The organism is Mesorhizobium sp. WSM1293, from assembly GCF_000513875.1.
Taxonomy (GTDB): Bacteria; Pseudomonadota; Alphaproteobacteria; order Rhizobiales; family Rhizobiaceae; genus Mesorhizobium; species Mesorhizobium ciceri.
The window spans coordinates 1-17,138 of sequence record NZ_AZUV01000001.1; the positions used below are offsets into that span (position 1 = coordinate 1).

At 62.0% G+C, this 17,138-nt stretch carries 17 protein-coding genes; 10 read left to right on the forward strand and 7 right to left on the reverse strand.

Annotated elements, in window-relative coordinates:
* Both M729_RS01000000134545 and M729_RS0100025 read left to right on the forward strand, forming a co-directional pair.
* Positions 1 to 338, forward strand: a 338-nt coding sequence (locus tag M729_RS01000000134545) for a helix-turn-helix domain-containing protein (protein WP_032807936.1), incomplete at its 5' end; no start/stop codon positions are given.
* A 1,259-nt stretch (positions 339 to 1,597) separates the two neighbouring features.
* Positions 1,598 to 1,897: a DUF1236 domain-containing protein gene (locus M729_RS0100025; RefSeq protein ID WP_013531386.1), complete on the forward strand. Its 300-nt coding sequence runs from the start codon at positions 1,598 to 1,600 to the stop codon at positions 1,895 to 1,897.
* Positions 1,898 to 2,263: 366 nt separating this feature from the next.
* On the opposite strand, the gene M729_RS0100035 is transcribed toward M729_RS0100025, so the two are convergent.
* Both M729_RS0100035 and M729_RS0100040 read right to left on the reverse strand, forming a co-directional pair.
* Positions 2,264 to 2,833, reverse strand: coding sequence for a DUF2569 family protein (locus tag M729_RS0100035; protein WP_027160385.1), 570 nt, complete (start codon positions 2,831 to 2,833; stop codon positions 2,264 to 2,266).
* A gap of 126 nt (positions 2,834 to 2,959) precedes the next feature.
* Positions 2,960 to 3,574 (reverse strand): TetR/AcrR family transcriptional regulator, encoded by a 615-nt coding sequence (locus M729_RS0100040; RefSeq protein WP_024503901.1) that lies wholly within the window; start codon positions 3,572 to 3,574, stop codon positions 2,960 to 2,962.
* Between the two features lie 91 nt (positions 3,575 to 3,665).
* Here M729_RS0100040 and M729_RS0100045 point away from each other — a divergent pair, with 91 nt between their 5' ends.
* From M729_RS0100045 to M729_RS0100065, 5 genes are read left to right on the forward strand one after another with little or no spacing between them, the layout of a single operon-like run.
* Complete coding sequence (locus tag M729_RS0100045; protein WP_027160386.1) at positions 3,666 to 4,757, forward strand: spermidine/putrescine ABC transporter substrate-binding protein; 1,092 nt, start codon at positions 3,666 to 3,668, stop codon at positions 4,755 to 4,757.
* A 13-nt stretch (positions 4,758 to 4,770) separates the two neighbouring features.
* Positions 4,771 to 5,694: an ABC transporter permease gene (locus M729_RS0100050; protein ID WP_084652530.1), complete on the forward strand. Its 924-nt coding sequence runs from the start codon at positions 4,771 to 4,773 to the stop codon at positions 5,692 to 5,694.
* Position 5,695: 1 nt separating this feature from the next.
* On the forward strand, positions 5,696 to 6,478 hold the full coding sequence (locus M729_RS0100055; protein ID WP_013531381.1) for an ABC transporter permease: 783 nt from the start codon (positions 5,696 to 5,698) through the stop codon (positions 6,476 to 6,478).
* Positions 6,475 to 7,539 carry an ABC transporter ATP-binding protein gene (locus tag M729_RS0100060; RefSeq protein ID WP_027160388.1) on the forward strand — a complete coding sequence of 355 codons (1,065 nt, stop codon included), beginning with the start codon at positions 6,475 to 6,477 and terminating at the stop codon, positions 7,537 to 7,539. Before M729_RS0100055 ends, M729_RS0100060 begins: the two co-directional genes overlap by 4 nt.
* Positions 7,540 to 7,559: 20 nt before the next feature.
* Complete coding sequence (locus M729_RS0100065) at positions 7,560 to 8,318, forward strand: MBL fold metallo-hydrolase (protein WP_027160389.1); 759 nt, start codon at positions 7,560 to 7,562, stop codon at positions 8,316 to 8,318.
* A 107-nt stretch (positions 8,319 to 8,425) separates the two neighbouring features.
* On the opposite strand, the gene M729_RS0100070 is transcribed toward M729_RS0100065, so the two are convergent.
* The 3 genes from M729_RS0100070 to M729_RS0100080 all read right to left on the reverse strand — a co-directional run bounded on the left by M729_RS0100070 (position 8,426) and on the right by M729_RS0100080 (position 11,818).
* Positions 8,426 to 9,127, reverse strand: coding sequence for a TetR/AcrR family transcriptional regulator (locus M729_RS0100070; protein WP_013531378.1), 702 nt, complete (start codon positions 9,125 to 9,127; stop codon positions 8,426 to 8,428).
* A 143-nt stretch (positions 9,128 to 9,270) separates the two neighbouring features.
* The gene (locus tag M729_RS0100075; protein ID WP_027160390.1) at positions 9,271 to 10,698 is read right to left on the reverse strand and encodes an amidase; all 1,428 of its coding nucleotides are present in this window, start codon (positions 10,696 to 10,698) and stop codon (positions 9,271 to 9,273) included.
* 85 nt (positions 10,699 to 10,783) lie between these two features.
* Complete coding sequence (locus M729_RS0100080) at positions 10,784 to 11,818, reverse strand: extracellular solute-binding protein (protein ID WP_024503894.1); 1,035 nt, start codon at positions 11,816 to 11,818, stop codon at positions 10,784 to 10,786.
* On the opposite strand from M729_RS0100080, the gene M729_RS1000000138225 reads away from it, so the two are divergent.
* Positions 11,790 to 12,068 (forward strand): hypothetical protein, encoded by a 279-nt coding sequence (locus M729_RS1000000138225; RefSeq protein WP_127218689.1) that lies wholly within the window; start codon positions 11,790 to 11,792, stop codon positions 12,066 to 12,068. The genes M729_RS0100080 and M729_RS1000000138225 overlap by 29 nt on opposite strands.
* A gap of 115 nt (positions 12,069 to 12,183) precedes the next feature.
* On the opposite strand, the gene M729_RS0100085 is transcribed toward M729_RS1000000138225, so the two are convergent.
* A complete protein-coding gene (locus M729_RS0100085) occupies positions 12,184 to 13,155 on the reverse strand; it encodes an NAD-dependent epimerase/dehydratase family protein (RefSeq protein WP_013531375.1) in 972 nt (323 codons plus the stop codon).
* Between the two features lie 722 nt (positions 13,156 to 13,877).
* Here M729_RS0100085 and M729_RS0100090 point away from each other — a divergent pair.
* Both M729_RS0100090 and M729_RS0100095 read left to right on the forward strand, forming a co-directional pair.
* Positions 13,878 to 14,651, forward strand: coding sequence for an NAD kinase (locus tag M729_RS0100090; protein WP_013531374.1), 774 nt, complete (start codon positions 13,878 to 13,880; stop codon positions 14,649 to 14,651).
* A 198-nt stretch (positions 14,652 to 14,849) separates the two neighbouring features.
* Positions 14,850 to 16,445, forward strand: coding sequence for a DEAD/DEAH box helicase (locus tag M729_RS0100095; protein ID WP_024503893.1), 1,596 nt, complete (start codon positions 14,850 to 14,852; stop codon positions 16,443 to 16,445).
* A 71-nt stretch (positions 16,446 to 16,516) separates the two neighbouring features.
* Here the strand turns inward: M729_RS0100095 and M729_RS0100100 are convergent, their stop codons facing one another.
* Entirely contained in the window at positions 16,517 to 17,122 is a 606-nt protein-coding gene (locus M729_RS0100100) for a hypothetical protein (RefSeq protein WP_024503892.1), read from the reverse strand.
* Positions 17,123 to 17,138: the final 16 nt, after the last annotated feature.

Genomic DNA, 17,138 nt, shown 5'->3' on the forward strand with positions numbered 1-17,138 from the left:
TCCTGTTGCGCTATGTCCACTACTTCCACATCCAGACCAGCTATACGGCCCTGATCAACGCAAAATCAAACCTTGAAGAGCGGTTGGCGCGCTGGCTNCTAATGTGTGACGATCGGGTCCACGGCGAGCGCCTTGCGATCACCCATGAGTTTCTNGCCGTCATGCTTGGAGCAAGACGCCCAGGCGTTACCGTTGGGCTGCAAGTGCTGGAAGGACGTGGTTTCATCTATTCTCGACGTGGCGAAGTGCACATCAGGGACCGCAGCGGACTTGCGGCCTGCGCAAACGGCACCTACGGCAAGCCAGAAGCCGATTACGTTCGGCTAGTTGGATTATAGCGCTCCAAGCATGCCGGACGTAGGCCGCGGTGATCCAAGCACCTGCGCCTCGCGCCAGCAATACAGCCCGTCCCGCCCACATTGCCGGTGACACGAAACGGCTGCGGAAGCCGCGATCCGATGCGATTGCAATCCAACCCTGAGCGCGCACGGATGTCCCGCAAGCTTCATATCCCGTGCGTCAGCACAAGATAAATAGCGGGGACGAGCATCAACCAGCCGCTCAGTCCAAGAACCACCAAGATGGCCATGCGCTCTGTTCGTCTGACAAGGTCGGCAATGTTTTCTCTGTCCGGCAAAGCGACGGAGGCCACAAACCCGGGCGCACGATCATCGTTGCCATTTCCCGGTTGGTTCGCGCTGCCACTCTCATTCGATCTGTGGACCAATGTCATTGTCATCGTTCACCGAAAAGAATCTGAACCGGCCCGTTCTCGGCGCGTGAGCCGGAACGGGCCGAGGCGGGAAATCAGTTAAAATCGAAGGACGACCGAAGGACCACGTCGGCGGTAGCACCGGACGCGACGGCGACCATGCCGCCAATAACTGCGGCAAACCCGTCTCCAGCCCCGCCGGCGGCGGTGGGGACGGTAGTGCCAGTCCCGATGGTAGACTTGCTGCACTTCTGCCTGTGCGTCTTCTTCAAAGGTCTCTGTTTGTGGCGTCTCAAGTTCATCGAGGATGCCGTGTCCGGCCCCTGGAACACCCGCCATTGCGTCAGTTGGGCGGACAGCGCTTGCAAGGGCCGCTGCCCCGGCAACGCCAAACATTGCAGTCAAGAAGGATCGCCGATCCATAATAAACCTCCCAAGGTACATGTGCTAGAAATGCGCCCACGCCTGCCGAATGAGCATGCATGGGCGCACGGTGAAATACAGGACCCGCCCGCCGCCGAAGCAGCTCACGGGTCCTATCAGCGCAGGAAGGGACGTAGCTGCGCCGATCCACGCCATGTCAGCCAAGAACGACCCCCATCACCAGGAAGGTGATGGCTGTTGCGAAAATCGGTGCGAGCAACCATCGCGCCTGGCCGACACTTTTTTCCACTGTTTCTCTCCGAATTGGAGAGACAACAACCTTTAGGCCTAAGCCGTTCCGCCTACTCCCAACGGGTAAGACCATTGCGTTTTCCAACCAGACTTTGGTCCTGCGCGGATTCAGACAGAGGCCCGTATGAGGAACGTTTGGCCTGGCGACGTGTTCGGGTGGCTGGCGCCCAGCCGATCGTGCTGCCGCCAGTTACAAGAGGAGAAAAACAAATGAGGATGCATCTAAGCAGCGCCGCTGCGGCGCTCTTGCTGTTGGCCAGCGTCGGCGCGGTTGCGGCACAGGATGTGGTTATCACACCGGAACAGGACACCGTCGTCCGCGAATACGTGAAGAAGCAACCCTTGGCTTCTGTGAAGCTTCCGGGGGTGGAGTTGAATGTCGGCACGGCTCTGCCAGACACGGTCGAACTCCACGAGGTTCCCAACGTCAAATACCGCTATACGGTGGTCGACAACCGAACGGTTTTGGTGGACCCGAGCACACGCAAGATTGTGAAAGTCTACGACTGAAACTTCGAACCGGCCAGGCCCGCCGGCAGGGATGCCGGCGGGTTGCGCTCGTCAAATCGCCACTCAATCGGACAAATGAAAATGATGAACCCTGAAGTCGAGACGTCGCAATCGCTCGTGGCGCGCCTGGTTGATCTCCAGGCGAGAGCGCGGGCAGCACGTATAAATGAGGACGAAATAAAGACTTTCCAAAAGGTCGCAGCCGTCACGGATGATGGTCGAGGTCGGTCGGCTCAGGATCTGGCCGTTCCAGGTTCGATGGCGACATAGTGGTGCACGAGGTCACACCCCAATCGCCGCCACAAGAATTCGGTTCTGCCCGCGGATCGCCGCGCGCAGTTCCAACATTCCAAGTTGTGCCTTCTTCTACGACGCGCCAGCAACCTGGGTGGATGCCCTAACCCTGGTGAAGGTGTTCCGCACCCTGACGGACTTGTAGACGTAGGCGACCCAGAGCCCTATCAGCACAAACGAGACTATGTACGTCGCAAGCGCCTCGCCAGTGACCACTTGCCGAACCGAAACCCCGATCGCGGTGGAGACCCAGATCGCGTTTAGTATGACCGCCACCGGGATTGCGAGCCATTGGATGAGAAACAACTGCTTGAACCGAAGGCTCCGCCTCAGCATGGCAACGAGCACCACAAGCTGAAGCACCATGAATGCCAGCAGCAGGGCAACCTCGCCATAGACCACCATGGGTCCATTCGGCACCAGCATGAGCTGGTTGTAGCCATCGCTGGAGGCCCCCAATTCGGCGAGTGTGCGCAGCGGTGACAATGCCTGACCGATAGCCAGCAGCATCAGCCAGCCGCCGAAGCCCACAAGAGCCTCAGGATTCTGCGACGGCTTCGCGGCCGATCGAACAGCAAAGAAAACAGGCACGCCGATCAACAGCAGCATGATCGCCCAATGCCAGATGGAAAACGCCCCCATTTACGCCTCCCCTTTTTATGCTCCCTTAAGTTGTACTAGGTTTTAAATTCAACTCAAGAGGCGAGCGCTGGTGTGAAATGACAATATGCCGAACCGACGATTTTCTCCTGTCTGCTCCTGACTCCCTCACACCCCGATCGCCGCCACCAAAATCCGGTTCTGCCTCCGTATCGCTGCGCGCAGCTCCGGTATCCTCGCCGCGTCGCGTTTCACGAACTCGATGAACATCATGTTCATGTTGTTGAAGATCAGTTCGCCGAGCGCCGCCCCGTCGATGTCCTGGCGCACCAGGCCGAGCGCCTGCAGCCGGGCGATCAGGGCGCGGATCTGTTCGGTCAGCGCGCGGTCGAGCGCGGTGTAGGCCTGGCCGAACGGGCTGTCGGGCAGTTGCGTCGAGATCGCCATTGCCTGCCGCCACATCTCCTTGCTGAGATAGTGCAGCGAGTGCTCGATGTAGATGCCGATCAGCGTATCCAGCGCATCGCCGACATTGGCCGGCGGCCTGGCGACGACGCCCTGCCCGGCATTCAGCACCTCATTGACCTCCAGCGAGACGATGGCGCCGAGGATGTCGCCCTTGTTCTCATAGTAGTTGTAGATGGTGCCGACCGAGACCTCGGCCTGCGTGGCGATCGCCTCTATCTTGGCGCCCTCATAGCCGGCCTCTCGAAACAGTTCCGCCGCCGCTTCGATGATGCGCCTGTGCCGGTCCGCCTTTTGCCTTGCCCGCAATCCGCTCATTCCAGCCTCTTGCCACAAAAACAGAATTGACTCAATTTTAGAATTGGTTCAATTTTTTGCAAGAAGCCACAAAGGCAAGGGAGAACACTCGATGTCCGCACATTCCAAGACCATGAATTCGCTTTCCATGTTGAAGAGCCATCTGCATGCTGCGTGCGCGGCCGCGGCGCTGTTGCTCGCAGCCGGCAGCGCTGTCCAGGCCGCCGACCTCAACGCGCTGATCTGGTGCGATCATGCCGATCCAGCACTGCTGCAGCCCTTCGAGGAGGCCAATGGCGTCAAGGTCAACGTCAAGGAATTCGAGGGCACCGGCGCTGGCCTCGCCATCGTCGAACAGTCGCAGCCGGGCGACTGGGACGTGATGGTGATCGATTCGATCGACGTGCCGCGCGGCGTCGAAAGAGGCCTGTTCGAGCCGCTGCCGGAAGACAAGCTGCCGCTGGCCGACCTGTTTGCGCAGGTGAAGATGGACGGCTCCACCATGGTCGGCGGCAAGCGCTACGGCATCACCGAAAAGTTCGGCTACAACACGATCGGCTACAACAAGACCAAGGTCGATCCGGCCGACATGCAGTCGATGGCGGCCCTGACCGGCGACAAGTACAAGGGCAAGGTCGCCATCTACGACTACTACCTGCCGGTCATCGGCATGGCCGCACTGGCGATCGGCAAGAAGACGGCCGATCTCACCGAAGCCGACCTGCCCGCCCTCAAGGACGAGCTCTTGAAGATGAAAGCCAATGCCAAGCTGGTCGGCGAAGTGACCGCCAGCCAGACGGCGCTGGCGACGGGCGAGGTCGACATACTGGTCGGCGGCGGCGAATGGGTGACGGCGGGCCTGGCCAAGGAAAACCCGGCGCTGGACTTCTCCATCCCGAAAGAAGGTGCGGTTCTGTGGTCGCAGTCGCTGGCCATGTTCAAGGATTCCAAGAACAAGGACATGGCGCTGAAGTTCATCCAGTACATTATGAGCCCGGAGGGCCAGGCGCGGCTTGCCACCTCCTCCTGCTACTGGGGCATGCCGGCCAACACCAAGGCAGCACTGACCGACGACCAGAAGAAGGTGCTGCGCTTCGACGAACAGCCGGGCTTCCTGACGCGTGCCCAGGCCTATCCGGCGCCGAACGCCGATCTCGACAAGAAGATGCAGGACATGTGGACCGAAATGCTGCAGGCGAAATGAGCCAATAGCGCTCATGAGCTCGGCTGGAAACAACCCCTTGCCCCGGGCGGGCCGTACCCTGCCCCGGGCGAGCTCTGCTCTGCCCCGGGCGAGCTCTGCTCTGCCCCGGGCGAGCTCTGCTCTGCCCTGGGCGCTGGTCACGCCGGCGCTCGGCTGGACGCTGCTGTTCTTCGTGCTGCCGTTCATTGCCATGGGGTTTTCCAGCCTGACGGCGCATGAGGGCGGCGGCTTCACGCTGTCCAACTACAGCCAATTCTTCACCAACCCTTCCTACTGGCAGGCGATGGTGAACTCGCTTGAGGTGACCGCGATCGTCACCGTGGTCTCGGTGCTGCTCGCCTATCCCTTCGCCTGGACCCTCGCCGAACAGGTGCCGGAGCGCTGGCAGCGGCTGGCGCTGATGCTGGCGGTGCTGCCGTTCTGGACCTCCTATGTCGTGCGCTCCTATTCCTGGCTGCTGGTGCTGGCGCAGAACGGCGTCGTAAACCGGGCGCTGACCGGCTCCGGCCTCATCAGCGAGCCTGTGCATCTCGCCAACACGCGTTTCGCCACCATCACCGGCTTCGTGCACTTCTTCGTCATGTTGTTGACGCTGACGATCTTCGCCAATCTCAAGCAGCTCAGCCCGAGCTACCGCAAGGCGGCCGCCGATCTCGGCGCCGGGCCGGTGCGAACCTTCCTGCATGTCGTGCTGCCGCTGACCTTGCCCGGCATCATGGTCGGCGCCTTCCTCACTTTCGTGCTGTGCATGGGCGACTACATCACGCCGCAGATCCTGGGCGGCAACAACGAGCTGCTGATGCCGCAGCTGGTGATGATGCAGATCGGCCGGCGCGGCGACTTTCCGCTGGCCTCGGCGCTGTCGATCATCCTGATGGCGGTGGTCACCATCGCCTATCTCGCCTGCGCCCGCTGGCTGAAGATCGAGCGGGCCTGAGATGCGCAGGATTGTCCGCATCGCCTCCTGGCTCTACGCGCTTGCCGTCTACGGCTTCATCTTCCTGCCCGTGATCGTGCTGGTGCTGTTTTCGCTGCAGGCGACGTCGTTCCCGATCCCGCCCTTCACCGGCCCGTCGCTGCGCTGGTACGACGCAGTGCTCTCGGACCCACGGCTGACTTCGGCGTTGGTCAATTCGCTGCTGGTGGCGTCCATCTCCTCGCTCGCCGCCGTGACGCTCGGCTTCCTTTCCGCCTGGGGCTTTGCCCGCTTCGTCCTGCCCGGCTCCGGCCTGCTGCGCGGGCTGATCACCCTGCCGCTGACGGTCAGCTATCTCATCATCGGCATGGGGCTGCTGGTGCTGTTCAACTGGGCCGGCGTACCGAAATCGCTACTGGCTGCCGGCATCGGCCATGTCGTGATCAATCTGCCGCTGTGCTTTGCCATCATCTACAGCCAGATGGGCGACCACCAGATCAACATCGAGCGCGCCGCGCGCGACCTCGGCGCGCCGGAATGGAAGGTGCTGCTGTTGATCACCGTGCCGGTCATGGCGCCGGCCATCTTCGCCGGCTTCTTCCTGTCGATGACCTTCTCCTGGGACGAATTCGTGATCTCCTTCCTGCTCACCCGCTTCGACACCACGCTGCCGGTCGAGATCTGGAACCTGCTGCGTTCCGGCCTCAATCCCAAGACCAATGCCGTCGGCTCGCTGGTCTTCGCCGTCTCCATCGTGCTGGTGGTGTTTTTTGAACTGACATTGCTTCGGAGAAAGCCCGCATGAGCGCGCCCCTCGTCGACATCAGCAGTGTCTCGCATCGCTTCGGCCAGCACACCGTGCTGAAGGATGTCTCGCTGCAGATCGAGCCCGGCAGCTACACGATCCTGCTCGGGCCGTCCGGCTCCGGCAAGACGACGCTCTTGTCCATTCTGGGCGGCTTCGTCACCCCCAGCGAAGGCATGGTGTTCATCCGTGGCGAGGATTGCACGTCGGTGCCGCCGGCCAAGCGGCCGACGACGACGGTGTTCCAGGACTATGCGCTGTTCCCACATATGAGCGTCGGCAGCAATGTCGGCTTCGGCCTGCGCATGCAGGGCGTCGACGGCGCGACACGCGCCGCAAAGGCGCGCGAGGCGCTGGCGCTGGTCGGTCTCGCCTCTGCCTTCGACAAGAAGCCGCATCAGCTCTCCGGCGGCCAACGGCAGCGCGTGGCGCTGGCGCGCGCGCTGGTGATCGAGCCGGCGGTGCTTTTGCTCGACGAGCCGCTCGGCGCCCTCGACCTCAAACTTCGCCGGCAGATGCAGGATGAATTGAAGGCGATCCAGAAGCGCGTCGGCACCGCCTTTATCCATGTCACGCACGACCAGGAAGAGGCGATGGCGCTGGCCGACCATTGCGTGGTGATGAATGACGGGCGCATCGAGGACGAAGGTCCGCCAGAGCGCGTCTACGCACGACCGGCGACGCGTTTTTCGGCGACCTTCATGGGCGAAAGCACGATCCTCGCCGGCACGGTCACGGAGGCGAAGGATAGGACAAGCACCGTCGCGACGCCGGTCGGGCCGGTCTCGCTGCCCGGCGCCTTGCCGGTCGGCTTTGCCGTTGCGCTGGCCATACGGCCGGAGCATCTTGTCCTCGGCGAGGCGCGCGGCGGTGTCAGGCTCGGCACGGCCGAGGTGAGCGACGTGGTCTTCCAGGGCAGCTTCAAGCGGGTGCTCGCCGTTTCCGTCGAGGACCCTTCGCTCCACTTCATCGCCAAATTGCCCGCGACGGCGACCGTCCAGCCGGGCGACAGGGTCGCGATTTCCTGCGATACCGACCAGATCATCCTGCTGACGGACTGAACTTTCTGACGGATTGAAACATGGCAACGCTTGCGGTCATCGAGGCACCAGACTGGTACGAGACCATCCGCATGAGCGATGGCGTGACCTTGATCCACGAGCCTTGGATAAAACCGTTCTTCCGCTGCAATATGTGGCATGTGCGCGGCCGCGATCGCGATCTCCTGTTCGACACCGGGCTTGGCCATTTCAGCCTCCGGCGTCACGTGCCGTTGGTCAGCGAGCGCAAGCTGATTTGCGTCGCCAGCCACACGCATTTCGACCATATAGGCTGTCACCACGAATTTCCCGAGCGCTGCGTGCACGCCGCCGAGGCCGGGATCCTCGCCGATCCGCGTAACGAGTGGACGGCAGCCGGCACCTATGCGACCGACGAAATGTTCGATTGCCAGCCGCAAGGCTGGAACACGGCGCGCTACCGTATTCCGCCCGCACCGGCAGGCCGTTTGCTCAAGCATGGGGACGTCGTCGATCTCGGCGATCGTGCTTTCGAGGTGATCCACACGCCCGGCCATTCGCCCGGCGGCATCGCGCTCTATGAAAACAGGACGGGCATCCTGTTATCAGGCGATATCATCTATGACGGCCCGCTGATCGACGATGTCTACCACTCGGACATCCCCGATTACATGGCGACGCTCTTGCGTATGCGCGACCTCGATGTCTCGGTCGTGCATGGCGGCCATTTCCCGAGTTTCGGCAAAGTGCGCTACCGCCAGCTCGTCGACGAGTATCTGGAACAAAAGCGGCGAGCCGGCTGCCATCTGCGGCAGCCCTGAAAGCGGTCAGAGCGGTTCACCGTTTCACGGAAACGGCGAACCACTCCAACTCCTTGCTTGGCGCAATTCCGGACGGAAAACCGTTTCACACTTTTCCTGGAATTGCTCTAGCGCATCAGTTCGAAATGCCGCGGGAATGCCTGATGCAGCAGGAGCAGCATGGTCTTGCGCAGCACGTTGGTGTCGCGGCTGGACGGATTGAGATGATCCCAATACCAGGCGCCATGGACCAGATAATTCAGGCTCTCCGACAGCGTGTCGATGTCGACGCCGGTGTAACCGCCGCTGCGCGAAATCTCGATCAGCAACTCGCGCGCTTCGGCGGTGTAGGCAAGATCGCTCGGCAGGCCGATCTCATTGTAGATCTGCATGCTCTTGCGGTCGCTGGAGAACACGACAAAGACCGAAACCCATTTCGGGTGCTGGCGGGCGAAACGTTGCGCGCAATCGACCGCGCCCAGGGCCCGCTCAACCGGCGACAGGCCGGGCGCTCGCACCAGCGTCACCCACAGCTCATCGTATCGATCGCTGAGATACTGCAGGACGGCGCGAAACAGGTTCTCCTTGCTGCGGAAATGGAAGACGACCAGGGCATTGGACGACCCGACATGTTCGGCGATGCGCTGCATGGTGACGCTTGCCAGCCCCTCCTCCGCGATGAGCTCGATGGTGGCGTCGATGATCCGCTGCACGCTGGCTTCGCCGCGTTCGCGCCGACGGTCCTTGGGCGGCGCGGCATCGTTTGCGGCACGTCCATTCTTCGCCGTTGCGCCTTTGCGTTTTGCCGCCGCAGCTTTTTGTTGCGCCATCTTCGTCCAGCTCCTTTCGGACCTTCTGCCGGCGATCACCGACGCCGCCGCCACGGATCCGTCTATTCGAGGTGTCCGGCGTCGGCTCACCACAACCGAAACCGCAGATCAACCACGATCGCGGCAAGGGCCGCATCGCCCTGTTATAGCGACGGGCGCGTTTCGGCGTTTGTGTACCACTGCCCCTTGGCCGTCTCATAGGCCATGGCCGCCCGGAAGACATCGGCATCGCAATAGGTGCGGCCGACGATCTGGATGCCTGTCGGCACGCCGCTTGCCGCCCGGCCCGACGGCACGGATAGAACCGGACAGCGGCTCATCATGTTGAACGGCGTCGTCATCACCCAGCCAAGCGACGGGTTCACCTGCTTGCCGTTGATCTCGACCGTGCCCGTTGTCTGATCGAACTCCGCCGGCACGGCGGGAAGCGCGTTGGTCGGGCAGATCAGCACATCGTAGGTCTCCAGCAGCGGCCCCAGCGTCTGGTACATCCTGGCCGCCACTTCCAGTGTTCCGACAAAGTCCGTCGCCTTCGACCTTTGCCCGTCCTCGGCGAACTGCCTGGCATAGCTCGTCATGTCCTTGCCGTGCTCCTTGAGCAGTTGCGACAGTGAGGCGCCGAACAGATGTTCGAGATAGGCCATGCCCGCCTTGAGCACGTCGTCGCCCCAGCCCAGATCGACTTCCTCGACCGTGGCGCCAAGCGAGCGAAACACATCGCAGGCGGCAAGCGTGTTCTTGCGCACATCGGGGTCCACTTCGAAAGAACCGAGGTCCATCGAGAAAGCAATCTTCCAGCCCTTGATCGGCTTGTAGTCGCTGGGCAGGCGCAGTTTGGGGCGGAGTGTGGCGATGTCGAGCGGGCTCGGTCCGGACATGACATTCTGCAGCAGGATCGCATCCCCGACGTTTCGCGCCAAAGGTCCGGTGTGGCAGTAGAAATCGAGGTTGAACGGCGGCTCGTCCGGATTGCGCCCGTAAGGCGGCTTGAAGCCGACAAGACCGCAGGCCGACGCGGGAATTCGGATCGACCCGGCAATGTCCGAGCCGGTGGCGATCGACGACGTGCCGGACGCCAGCGTCGCCGCGGCACCGCCGGACGAACCGCCGGGCGTGAATTCCGGGTTCCACGGATTGCGCGTCACGCCCCAGCGTTTCGACCAGGTGTAGCCGGCGCAGCTGAATTCAGGCGTCGCCGTGCGGGCATGGACAATGCCTCCGGCCTTGATGATGCGCTCGTTCATCGTCGACGTATGGCCACCGATGGCATCCCGGGACAGCAGCGAGCCGTGCGAGGTCGGCTTGTCCTTGATGTAGCTCTCGTCCTTGATGCCGATCGGCAGTCCCTCGAGCGCCCCGGTACGGGCCCCCCTGGCGTATTTCGCCTCGGCTTTCCTGGCCAGGTCCATCGCCTCGTCGAAATGCGTGAAGGTGAGGCAGTTGATCGTCGGCTTGGTGGCTTCGGCGCGGCGGATGGTGGCCTGCATCAGTTCGACGGGCGAAAGCTTCTTTGCCTTGAACAGCCGCAGCGCCTCGCTGGCCGGCATGTAGCAAAGGTCGAGATCGGTCATGGGAAGTCTCCTGCGATCTGCGCATCGCGTTGCATGGACGGAGATGACCGCGCCGCGTGCAGCGGCGCGGGAAAGCCTGGTCAGGTCATTTCTGCAGGTCGGTCCAGATCTTCGTGTAGAGCGCCTGCACGTCGGGCGGGCATGCCTGCATGAACTGGCCCTTGGCGGCGAAATCGGCGGGAATGTTGACTTCCGGCGCGGTCTTCATGTCGTCGGGCATGAAGGCTTCCGAGCCCTTGATACCGTTCGAATAACGCGCAAAGGCTGAGATCAGTGCCGCATTCTGCGGATCCATGATGAAATTCTGGAACAGCTTGGCGTTGTCGACGTTTTTGGCGTCTTTGAGGACAGCGACATTGTCCATCCAGATCGGATAGCCTTCCTTGGGATAGCCATAGACGATCTTGTCGTTCTCAAGCCGCTCGCGCAGCGATATGCCGTTCCAGTTGACGCCCGCGGCGATGTCGCCCCTGCCCAGGCCATCGACGGCCGCATAGTCGAGCGAAAGCCATTTCGCCTTGGCCTCCACCAGCTTGTCATGCACCTTCTTCAGCATCTGCATGTCGCTGCTGCAATATTTGCCACCCTCGTAAGCGATGGCGAGAAACATGATGTCACCCATTTCGGGTACGACATTGATCTTGCCGACGAGTTCGGGGGGTGGGTCGAGGAAGATCGCCGATGTGTTGGGGTCGCCGGCATAAACCGACTTGTTCACCGAAATGCCGGTCGTTCCCCACTGCCATGGAACGGTATATTTGCGGCCTGGATCGAATGGAACATCGACCCACCTGGGATCGACGTTCTTGAAGTTCTCCATCTTGTTGGGATCGGTCTCCAAGAGCAGACCTTCGCTGATCCAGACCGGCACGACGCTCGCCGAGGGCACGACGATGTCATAGCCGGAGGCGCCCTGCCGGACCTTGGCCAGGGCGGTATCGTTGGAATCATAGTCGGTGACGGTGACCTTGACCTTGTAGGTCTCCTCGAACTTCTTGATCAGCTCGGGACTGGTGTAGTTGCCCCAATTGTAGATGTTGAGTTCGCCGTCGGCATGGGCAACGCCCGTGACAGTCAGCAGCGACAGGCCGATGGCCGTCGCGGTCAGTTTCCAGTTCATGCTGTATGCTCCCATTGTTGGGACCGGCGGCGTTACGGCCTCAGGTCCGTTTCCTGCTGACGAAAAGATGGCGGCGACAATGCCGATCGACGGCACGAGAACGGCCGTCGGCATCGCATTTGCGGCATGCGGCGCACCGGCAACGGCAAGCCGCATCGCAGTCGAGATATTCCCCTCTTCATGGTGGCCATTCACCGGCTGGCGCCGGCTGTCCAACTCAATTCGCGACCTCAGGAGTAACTATGACTAAACATGCAGTCAATATCTTTATGCGGATACGGCCAGGGCTCGCCGATGGGTGCGCCCGATGCGGTGGTGACCAAGTGGGCAGCCAGGAAAGAGCTTTGGCCGCGACGCCGGGCGCGTCAGGCCGTTGGGGCCGCAACGGTTCCAGCCGCAATTCGCTGACGGAACCAATCGAAGGTGCGCCCGATGCCTTCCTGATAGCCCGTCCTGGCTTCCCAGCCAGGAAGGACATGCCTCGCCGACGTCAGGTCCGGACGCCGATTTGTGGGATCCTGGGGAGCCGGAGGGTGGTGCTCGATGCGGCTGCCGGGGACAAGCGACCTGACGAATTCCGCGATGCGCAGGACGGAAACCTCGTGATCGTTGCCGATGTTCAGAGGGCCGCGATGCGAGATGCCGTCGCGCCAGAAGTAACGTTCCAGCCCCTCGACGATGTCGTCGACATAACCCCAACTGCGCGATTGGGACCCGTCGCCATAGACCGTCAGCACCCCGGTTGTCAGAGCCTGGATGGCAAAGTTCGAAACGGCGCGTCCATCGTCGATGCGGGTTCGCGGCCCATATGTGTTGAAAATCCTGACGACGCGAATGTCGAGCCCGACAACCCGCTGCTGTTCGAACAGCAATGCCTCGGTGCAGCGCTTGCTTTCATCATAAGAGGCCCTGGGACCGGTGCAGTCCACCGATCCCCTGTAACTCTCGGGTTGGGGTGAAACCAGGGGGTCGCCATAGACTTCCGAGGTCGAGGCGAAGCAGAAACGGCCGCCGGGCTTGAGCAGCGTCAGAAGATTGAGCGCGCCGCCGATGTTGGCCTTGATCGTGCGTACCGGCTCGCGCATGTACCAAAGCGGCGAAGCCGGCGACGCGAGATGGATGATCTCATCGAAGCGTTGAAGGGATGAAAAGCTTTCGGCATCGGCAATCTGCAGATCGAAACGCGGATCGGCGACATGTGCGACGTTGTCTCGCGTCCCGGTCCAAAGATTGTCGACGACGATCAGCTTTTCCAGATCGCTTCGCCGCAACAGACGGTCGACCAGATGTGAGCCGAGGAAGCCGCAGCCACCAGAAATCAACACGCTGCGCGACATGGAACCCCCTGCTCCAGACACCCGGCCAGTCAACGAGCCGCAGGGCTTGTTTCCCAACAACGGCGGATACGAGGCTACCCAAAAACCTTTCCGCCAATCGGTGCACCCATCTACACCGCCAAGCGCCGCGAGTGCAAACAGCAAGCTTTCACGAGTGGAACGTGCGGCAGCCGACCGGCCTCTGCTTTTAAGGAGAGAAACTGCCGCGCGATGTCGCGCACCGAAGCGGCCGCCAATGCCGCCGGTCGTCCGAAAGGATGATCAGGTTACAGCGCTACAGCGCCCTTTGCGGGCATGGCGCTCCGGCTGCGTCACCACAGCGCGACGCCGTGGGCTGCGGTCGGAAGCTCGTCTCTTCGGACTGGCGCACCAGTTCGGCAAAGAGCAGCGCGAAGCTTCCCAGCATCAGAAAGACAATGATCAGGCGTGTTACCGGCAATATGTCGGCCTCGACTGGCTAGCCCCCACGCCACCCATCCACTGCCGGCTAACATGACCGATCCGGCTTTACGAGACTTTAAGGCCGGTCTTAACCATCACATTCGCGTAGCCTTTGACATGATACGCGAACGCATGTCCGCATCCGCCGTCCCGCGGTCGCCTCGCCATCCCGGAATGGCATTGCCATCCGGGATGGCGGCTCCGTTTGCAGACCTACCCCGCCCATGCTACCCCGAAATTGGCGCGGCCCTGCCGCTGCCACCGGTCGTCATCGGGGAGCCATGAGCAAAGCCGCCAGCCACATCGCCTTCGTCTCGTCCGACACCGCTGACGCCAAGACGGCGCTGGAAAGCCTGTCGGCGCGCTATGGCCAGTCTTCCGTCGAGGAGGCCGAGATCGTCGTTGCCCTTGGGGGTGACGGCTTCCTGCTGCAGACCCTGCGCGACACGATGGGGACCGGCAAGAAGGTCTACGGCATGAACCGTGGCACCATCGGCTTCCTGATGAACGAGTATCGTTCCGGTGGCCTGACCGAGCGTCTCGAAGCCGCCGTCGCCGAAACCATCCGCCCGCTGGAGATGCTGGCCGTGACCTCGGAAGGCGAAACGATTTCGGCACTGGCTATCAACGAGGTGGCGCTGTGGCGTCAATCGTACCAGACGGCCAAGATCCGCATCACCGTCGACGAACAGGTCCGGCTTGAGGAACTGAACTGCGACGGCGTCATGATCGCAACCCCGGCCGGGTCCACCGCCTACAATCTTTCGGCGCACGGGCCGATCCTGCCGCTCGACGCGCCGCTGCTGGCGCTGACCCCGGTCAGCCCGTTTCGCCCGCGCCGCTGGCGCGGCGCGCTGCTCTCCAACAAAGCGACGGTGCGCTTCGACATCCGCGAGCCGGAAAAGCGGCCGGTGAACGCCGCCGCCGACCATACCGAGGTCAAGGCGGTGACCTCGGTGACGGTGCGAGAATCACCCACGGCGACAGCAACGTTGCTGTTCGATCCCAATCATTCCTGGAACGAGCGTATTCTCGCCGAACAGTTCCGCTATTGAGCCGGCTCTGCGACCGACAGGTCGATTAAGCATCCCGATTAAGGTTACAACTTCACAATCGTGCCATTGCTGCCCGTTTCTGTTGACAAATCGAGGGCTTGCTCCTAATTGCAATACCGATCTTGCAGGCGCGTGGCGCTTGCCGCGACGCCATTAGACGCCGTTGCGCTTCCCCGAACCAGCCAAAGACAACAACACTTGTCCTCAGACACCACGACCGCTCAAGAAGCGTTGACCTTCGCAGACCTCGGCCTGTCGCCGAAGGTCCTTTCCGCAGTCACCGACGCCGGCTACACCCAGCCGACGCCGATCCAGGCTGGTGCGATCCCGCACGCCTTGCTCGGCAAGGATATTTTGGGCATCGCCCAGACCGGCACTGGCAAGACGGCTTCCTTCGTGCTGCCGATGCTGACCCGCCTCGAAAACGGCCGGGCCCGCGCCCGTATGCCGCGCACGCTGATCCTGGAGCCGACGCGCGAACTCGCCGCGCAGGTCGAAGAGAATTTCATCCGATATGGCAAGAACCACAAGCTCAACATCGCGCTCCTGATCGGCGGTGTCTCATTCGACGAACAGAACAAGAAGCTGGAGCGCGGCGTCGACGTGCTGATCGCGACGCCCGGCCGCCTGCTCGATCACCGCGAGCGCGGCAAGCTGTTGCTCAATGGCGTCGAGATCCTCGTCATCGACGAAGCCGACCGCATGCTCGACATGGGCTTCATTCCCGACATCGAGCGCATCTGCGAGATGATCCCGTTCACCAGGCAGACGCTGTTCTTCTCGGCGACGATGCCGCCGGAAATCACCAAGCTGACCGAGAAATTCCTGCATGCGCCGGTGCGCGTCGAGGTCTCGAAGGCCGCGTCCGCCGCCACCAACATCACCCAGCGGCTGGTCAAATCAGGCTCCAAGCCGTGGGACAAGCGCGAGACGCTGCGCAACCTGATCAAGGCCGAAGATGCCGAACTGAAGAACGCCATCATCTTCTGCAACCGCAAGGTCGAAGTGTCGGAACTGTTCCGCTCGCTGCTGAAGTATGATTTCGACGCCGGTGCGCTGCATGGCGACATGGACCAGCGCGCGCGCATGCAGATGCTGGCCAATTTCCGCGACGGCAAGCTGCGCTACCTCGTCGCTTCCGACGTCGCCGCGCGCGGCTTGGACATCCCCGACGTCAGCCATGTCTTCAACTATGACGTGCCGATCCATGCCGAGGATTATGTCCACCGTATCGGCCGTACCGGCCGCGCCGGACGCTCCGGAAAATCCTTCACCATCGCGACCAAGTCGGACACCAAATACATCGACGCCATCGAGCGGCTGATCGGCAATAAGATCGAATGGCATGATGGCGACTTGTCGACGGTGGTTGCCAGCGAAGGCGGCGAGGACGATGCTCCGCGCCGTGGCAAGGGCGCACCGCGCCGCGCCGGCCGCAAGGACGACGACCGCAGCAGGGAAAAGGGCGGCGAGCGCAAACCGCGCGAACGCCACGCCAAGCGCAGCGAAGACACGGCACCGGAAACAGTCCGCGAGGACCAGCCGGTGGCCGAGGTCGCAGCGGCAGCCGCCGACGTCGGCGAACGGCGCTCGCGCAAGGAAGCGATCCGTTCGGAAAACACCGAGCGCAAATCGTCCGATCGCAACGAACAGCGCGCACCGGAACGCGGCGATACCCGGCCGCAGCGAGACAACAGCCGCCCTGCCCGCCAACGTCACCAGGAAGACAACGATTCCACCGTTGGCTTCGGCGATGACATGCCGGCCTTCATGCGGATCGTCGCCAAGGTCTGATCCCGACCGCTTCGAAGGCAAGCCAGCCATCCGGCTTGCCTTCTCGGTAGAGCTCCAGCCTGGTTCGCCCGTTACATCGGCCCAGGCATCATCTTGGTCGGTTTTTCCAGCATCGGAAACTCGGCCTTCGAGCATTTCACGTTCGGGTTCGTCGGACTGAACATGCCGTTCGGATTGTCCCCGAGCCAGGCATGAAGGTCATAGTGGACGAACTCCTTCGGGATGAGAGGGTAGTGCCCCTCCATCGGCCCCATGAAGGTTTGGCCAAACAGCTTCGGAGGCTCCTTTATGTCCGGCGTCAGAGGCACCAGCCATTCCGCGCCCACCAGCCGCAAACCCTTCTTGGTCGGTTCATAGATCAGCACGTTGGGGTGCATCGGGTCGAGCTTCTGGCCGACACTCGGGACATTGACGAAGTGAATACCCATGGCGCCCTTCGGGTAATCCATCGCGCCCGCTATCTTTTCTCCGCTGTAGTAGACGCAGCCGACCGTCGACAGATAGAGGTCGCGGACGGCAGCGGTGTAATCCTCATATTTGGCGAGCGACTTTTTCAAGGCTTCGATGTCGGCCTTGTTGGGGTCCTCGGCCCGAGCCGAAGCAACGTTCAGCCACGCGCCTACCAAACCTGTTAAAACGAGGACGCCACAGCGCCCAAGGCTGGCTGTTCTTGTCATGCATTCCTCCCAGATT

Excerpts from the sequence above, each read along its gene's own strand:
- M729_RS0100025 (WP_013531386.1), top strand. The coding sequence starts at position 1,598 with ATGAGGATGCATCTAAGCAGCGCCGCTGCGGCGCTCTTGCTGTTGGCC.
- M729_RS0100035 (WP_027160385.1), bottom strand. The coding sequence starts at position 2,833 with ATGGGGGCGTTTTCCATCTGGCATTGGGCGATCATGCTGCTGTTGATC.
- M729_RS0100040 (WP_024503901.1), bottom strand. The coding sequence starts at position 3,574 with ATGAGCGGATTGCGGGCAAGGCAAAAGGCGGACCGGCACAGGCGCATC.
- M729_RS0100045 (WP_027160386.1), top strand. The coding sequence starts at position 3,666 with ATGTCCGCACATTCCAAGACCATGAATTCGCTTTCCATGTTGAAGAGC.
- M729_RS0100050 (WP_084652530.1), top strand. The coding sequence starts at position 4,771 with ATGAGCTCGGCTGGAAACAACCCCTTGCCCCGGGCGGGCCGTACCCTG.
- M729_RS0100055 (WP_013531381.1), top strand. The coding sequence starts at position 5,696 with ATGCGCAGGATTGTCCGCATCGCCTCCTGGCTCTACGCGCTTGCCGTC.
- M729_RS0100060 (WP_027160388.1), top strand. The coding sequence starts at position 6,475 with ATGAGCGCGCCCCTCGTCGACATCAGCAGTGTCTCGCATCGCTTCGGC.
- M729_RS0100065 (WP_027160389.1), top strand. The coding sequence starts at position 7,560 with ATGGCAACGCTTGCGGTCATCGAGGCACCAGACTGGTACGAGACCATC.
- M729_RS0100070 (WP_013531378.1), bottom strand. The coding sequence starts at position 9,127 with ATGGCGCAACAAAAAGCTGCGGCGGCAAAACGCAAAGGCGCAACGGCG.
- M729_RS0100075 (WP_027160390.1), bottom strand. The coding sequence starts at position 10,698 with ATGACCGATCTCGACCTTTGCTACATGCCGGCCAGCGAGGCGCTGCGG.
- M729_RS1000000138225 (WP_127218689.1), top strand. The coding sequence starts at position 11,790 with ATGGCCGTCGCGGTCAGTTTCCAGTTCATGCTGTATGCTCCCATTGTT.
- M729_RS0100080 (WP_024503894.1), bottom strand. The coding sequence starts at position 11,818 with ATGAACTGGAAACTGACCGCGACGGCCATCGGCCTGTCGCTGCTGACT.
- M729_RS0100085 (WP_013531375.1), bottom strand. The coding sequence starts at position 13,155 with ATGTCGCGCAGCGTGTTGATTTCTGGTGGCTGCGGCTTCCTCGGCTCA.
- M729_RS0100090 (WP_013531374.1), top strand. The coding sequence starts at position 13,878 with ATGAGCAAAGCCGCCAGCCACATCGCCTTCGTCTCGTCCGACACCGCT.
- M729_RS0100100 (WP_024503892.1), bottom strand. The coding sequence starts at position 17,122 with ATGACAAGAACAGCCAGCCTTGGGCGCTGTGGCGTCCTCGTTTTAACA.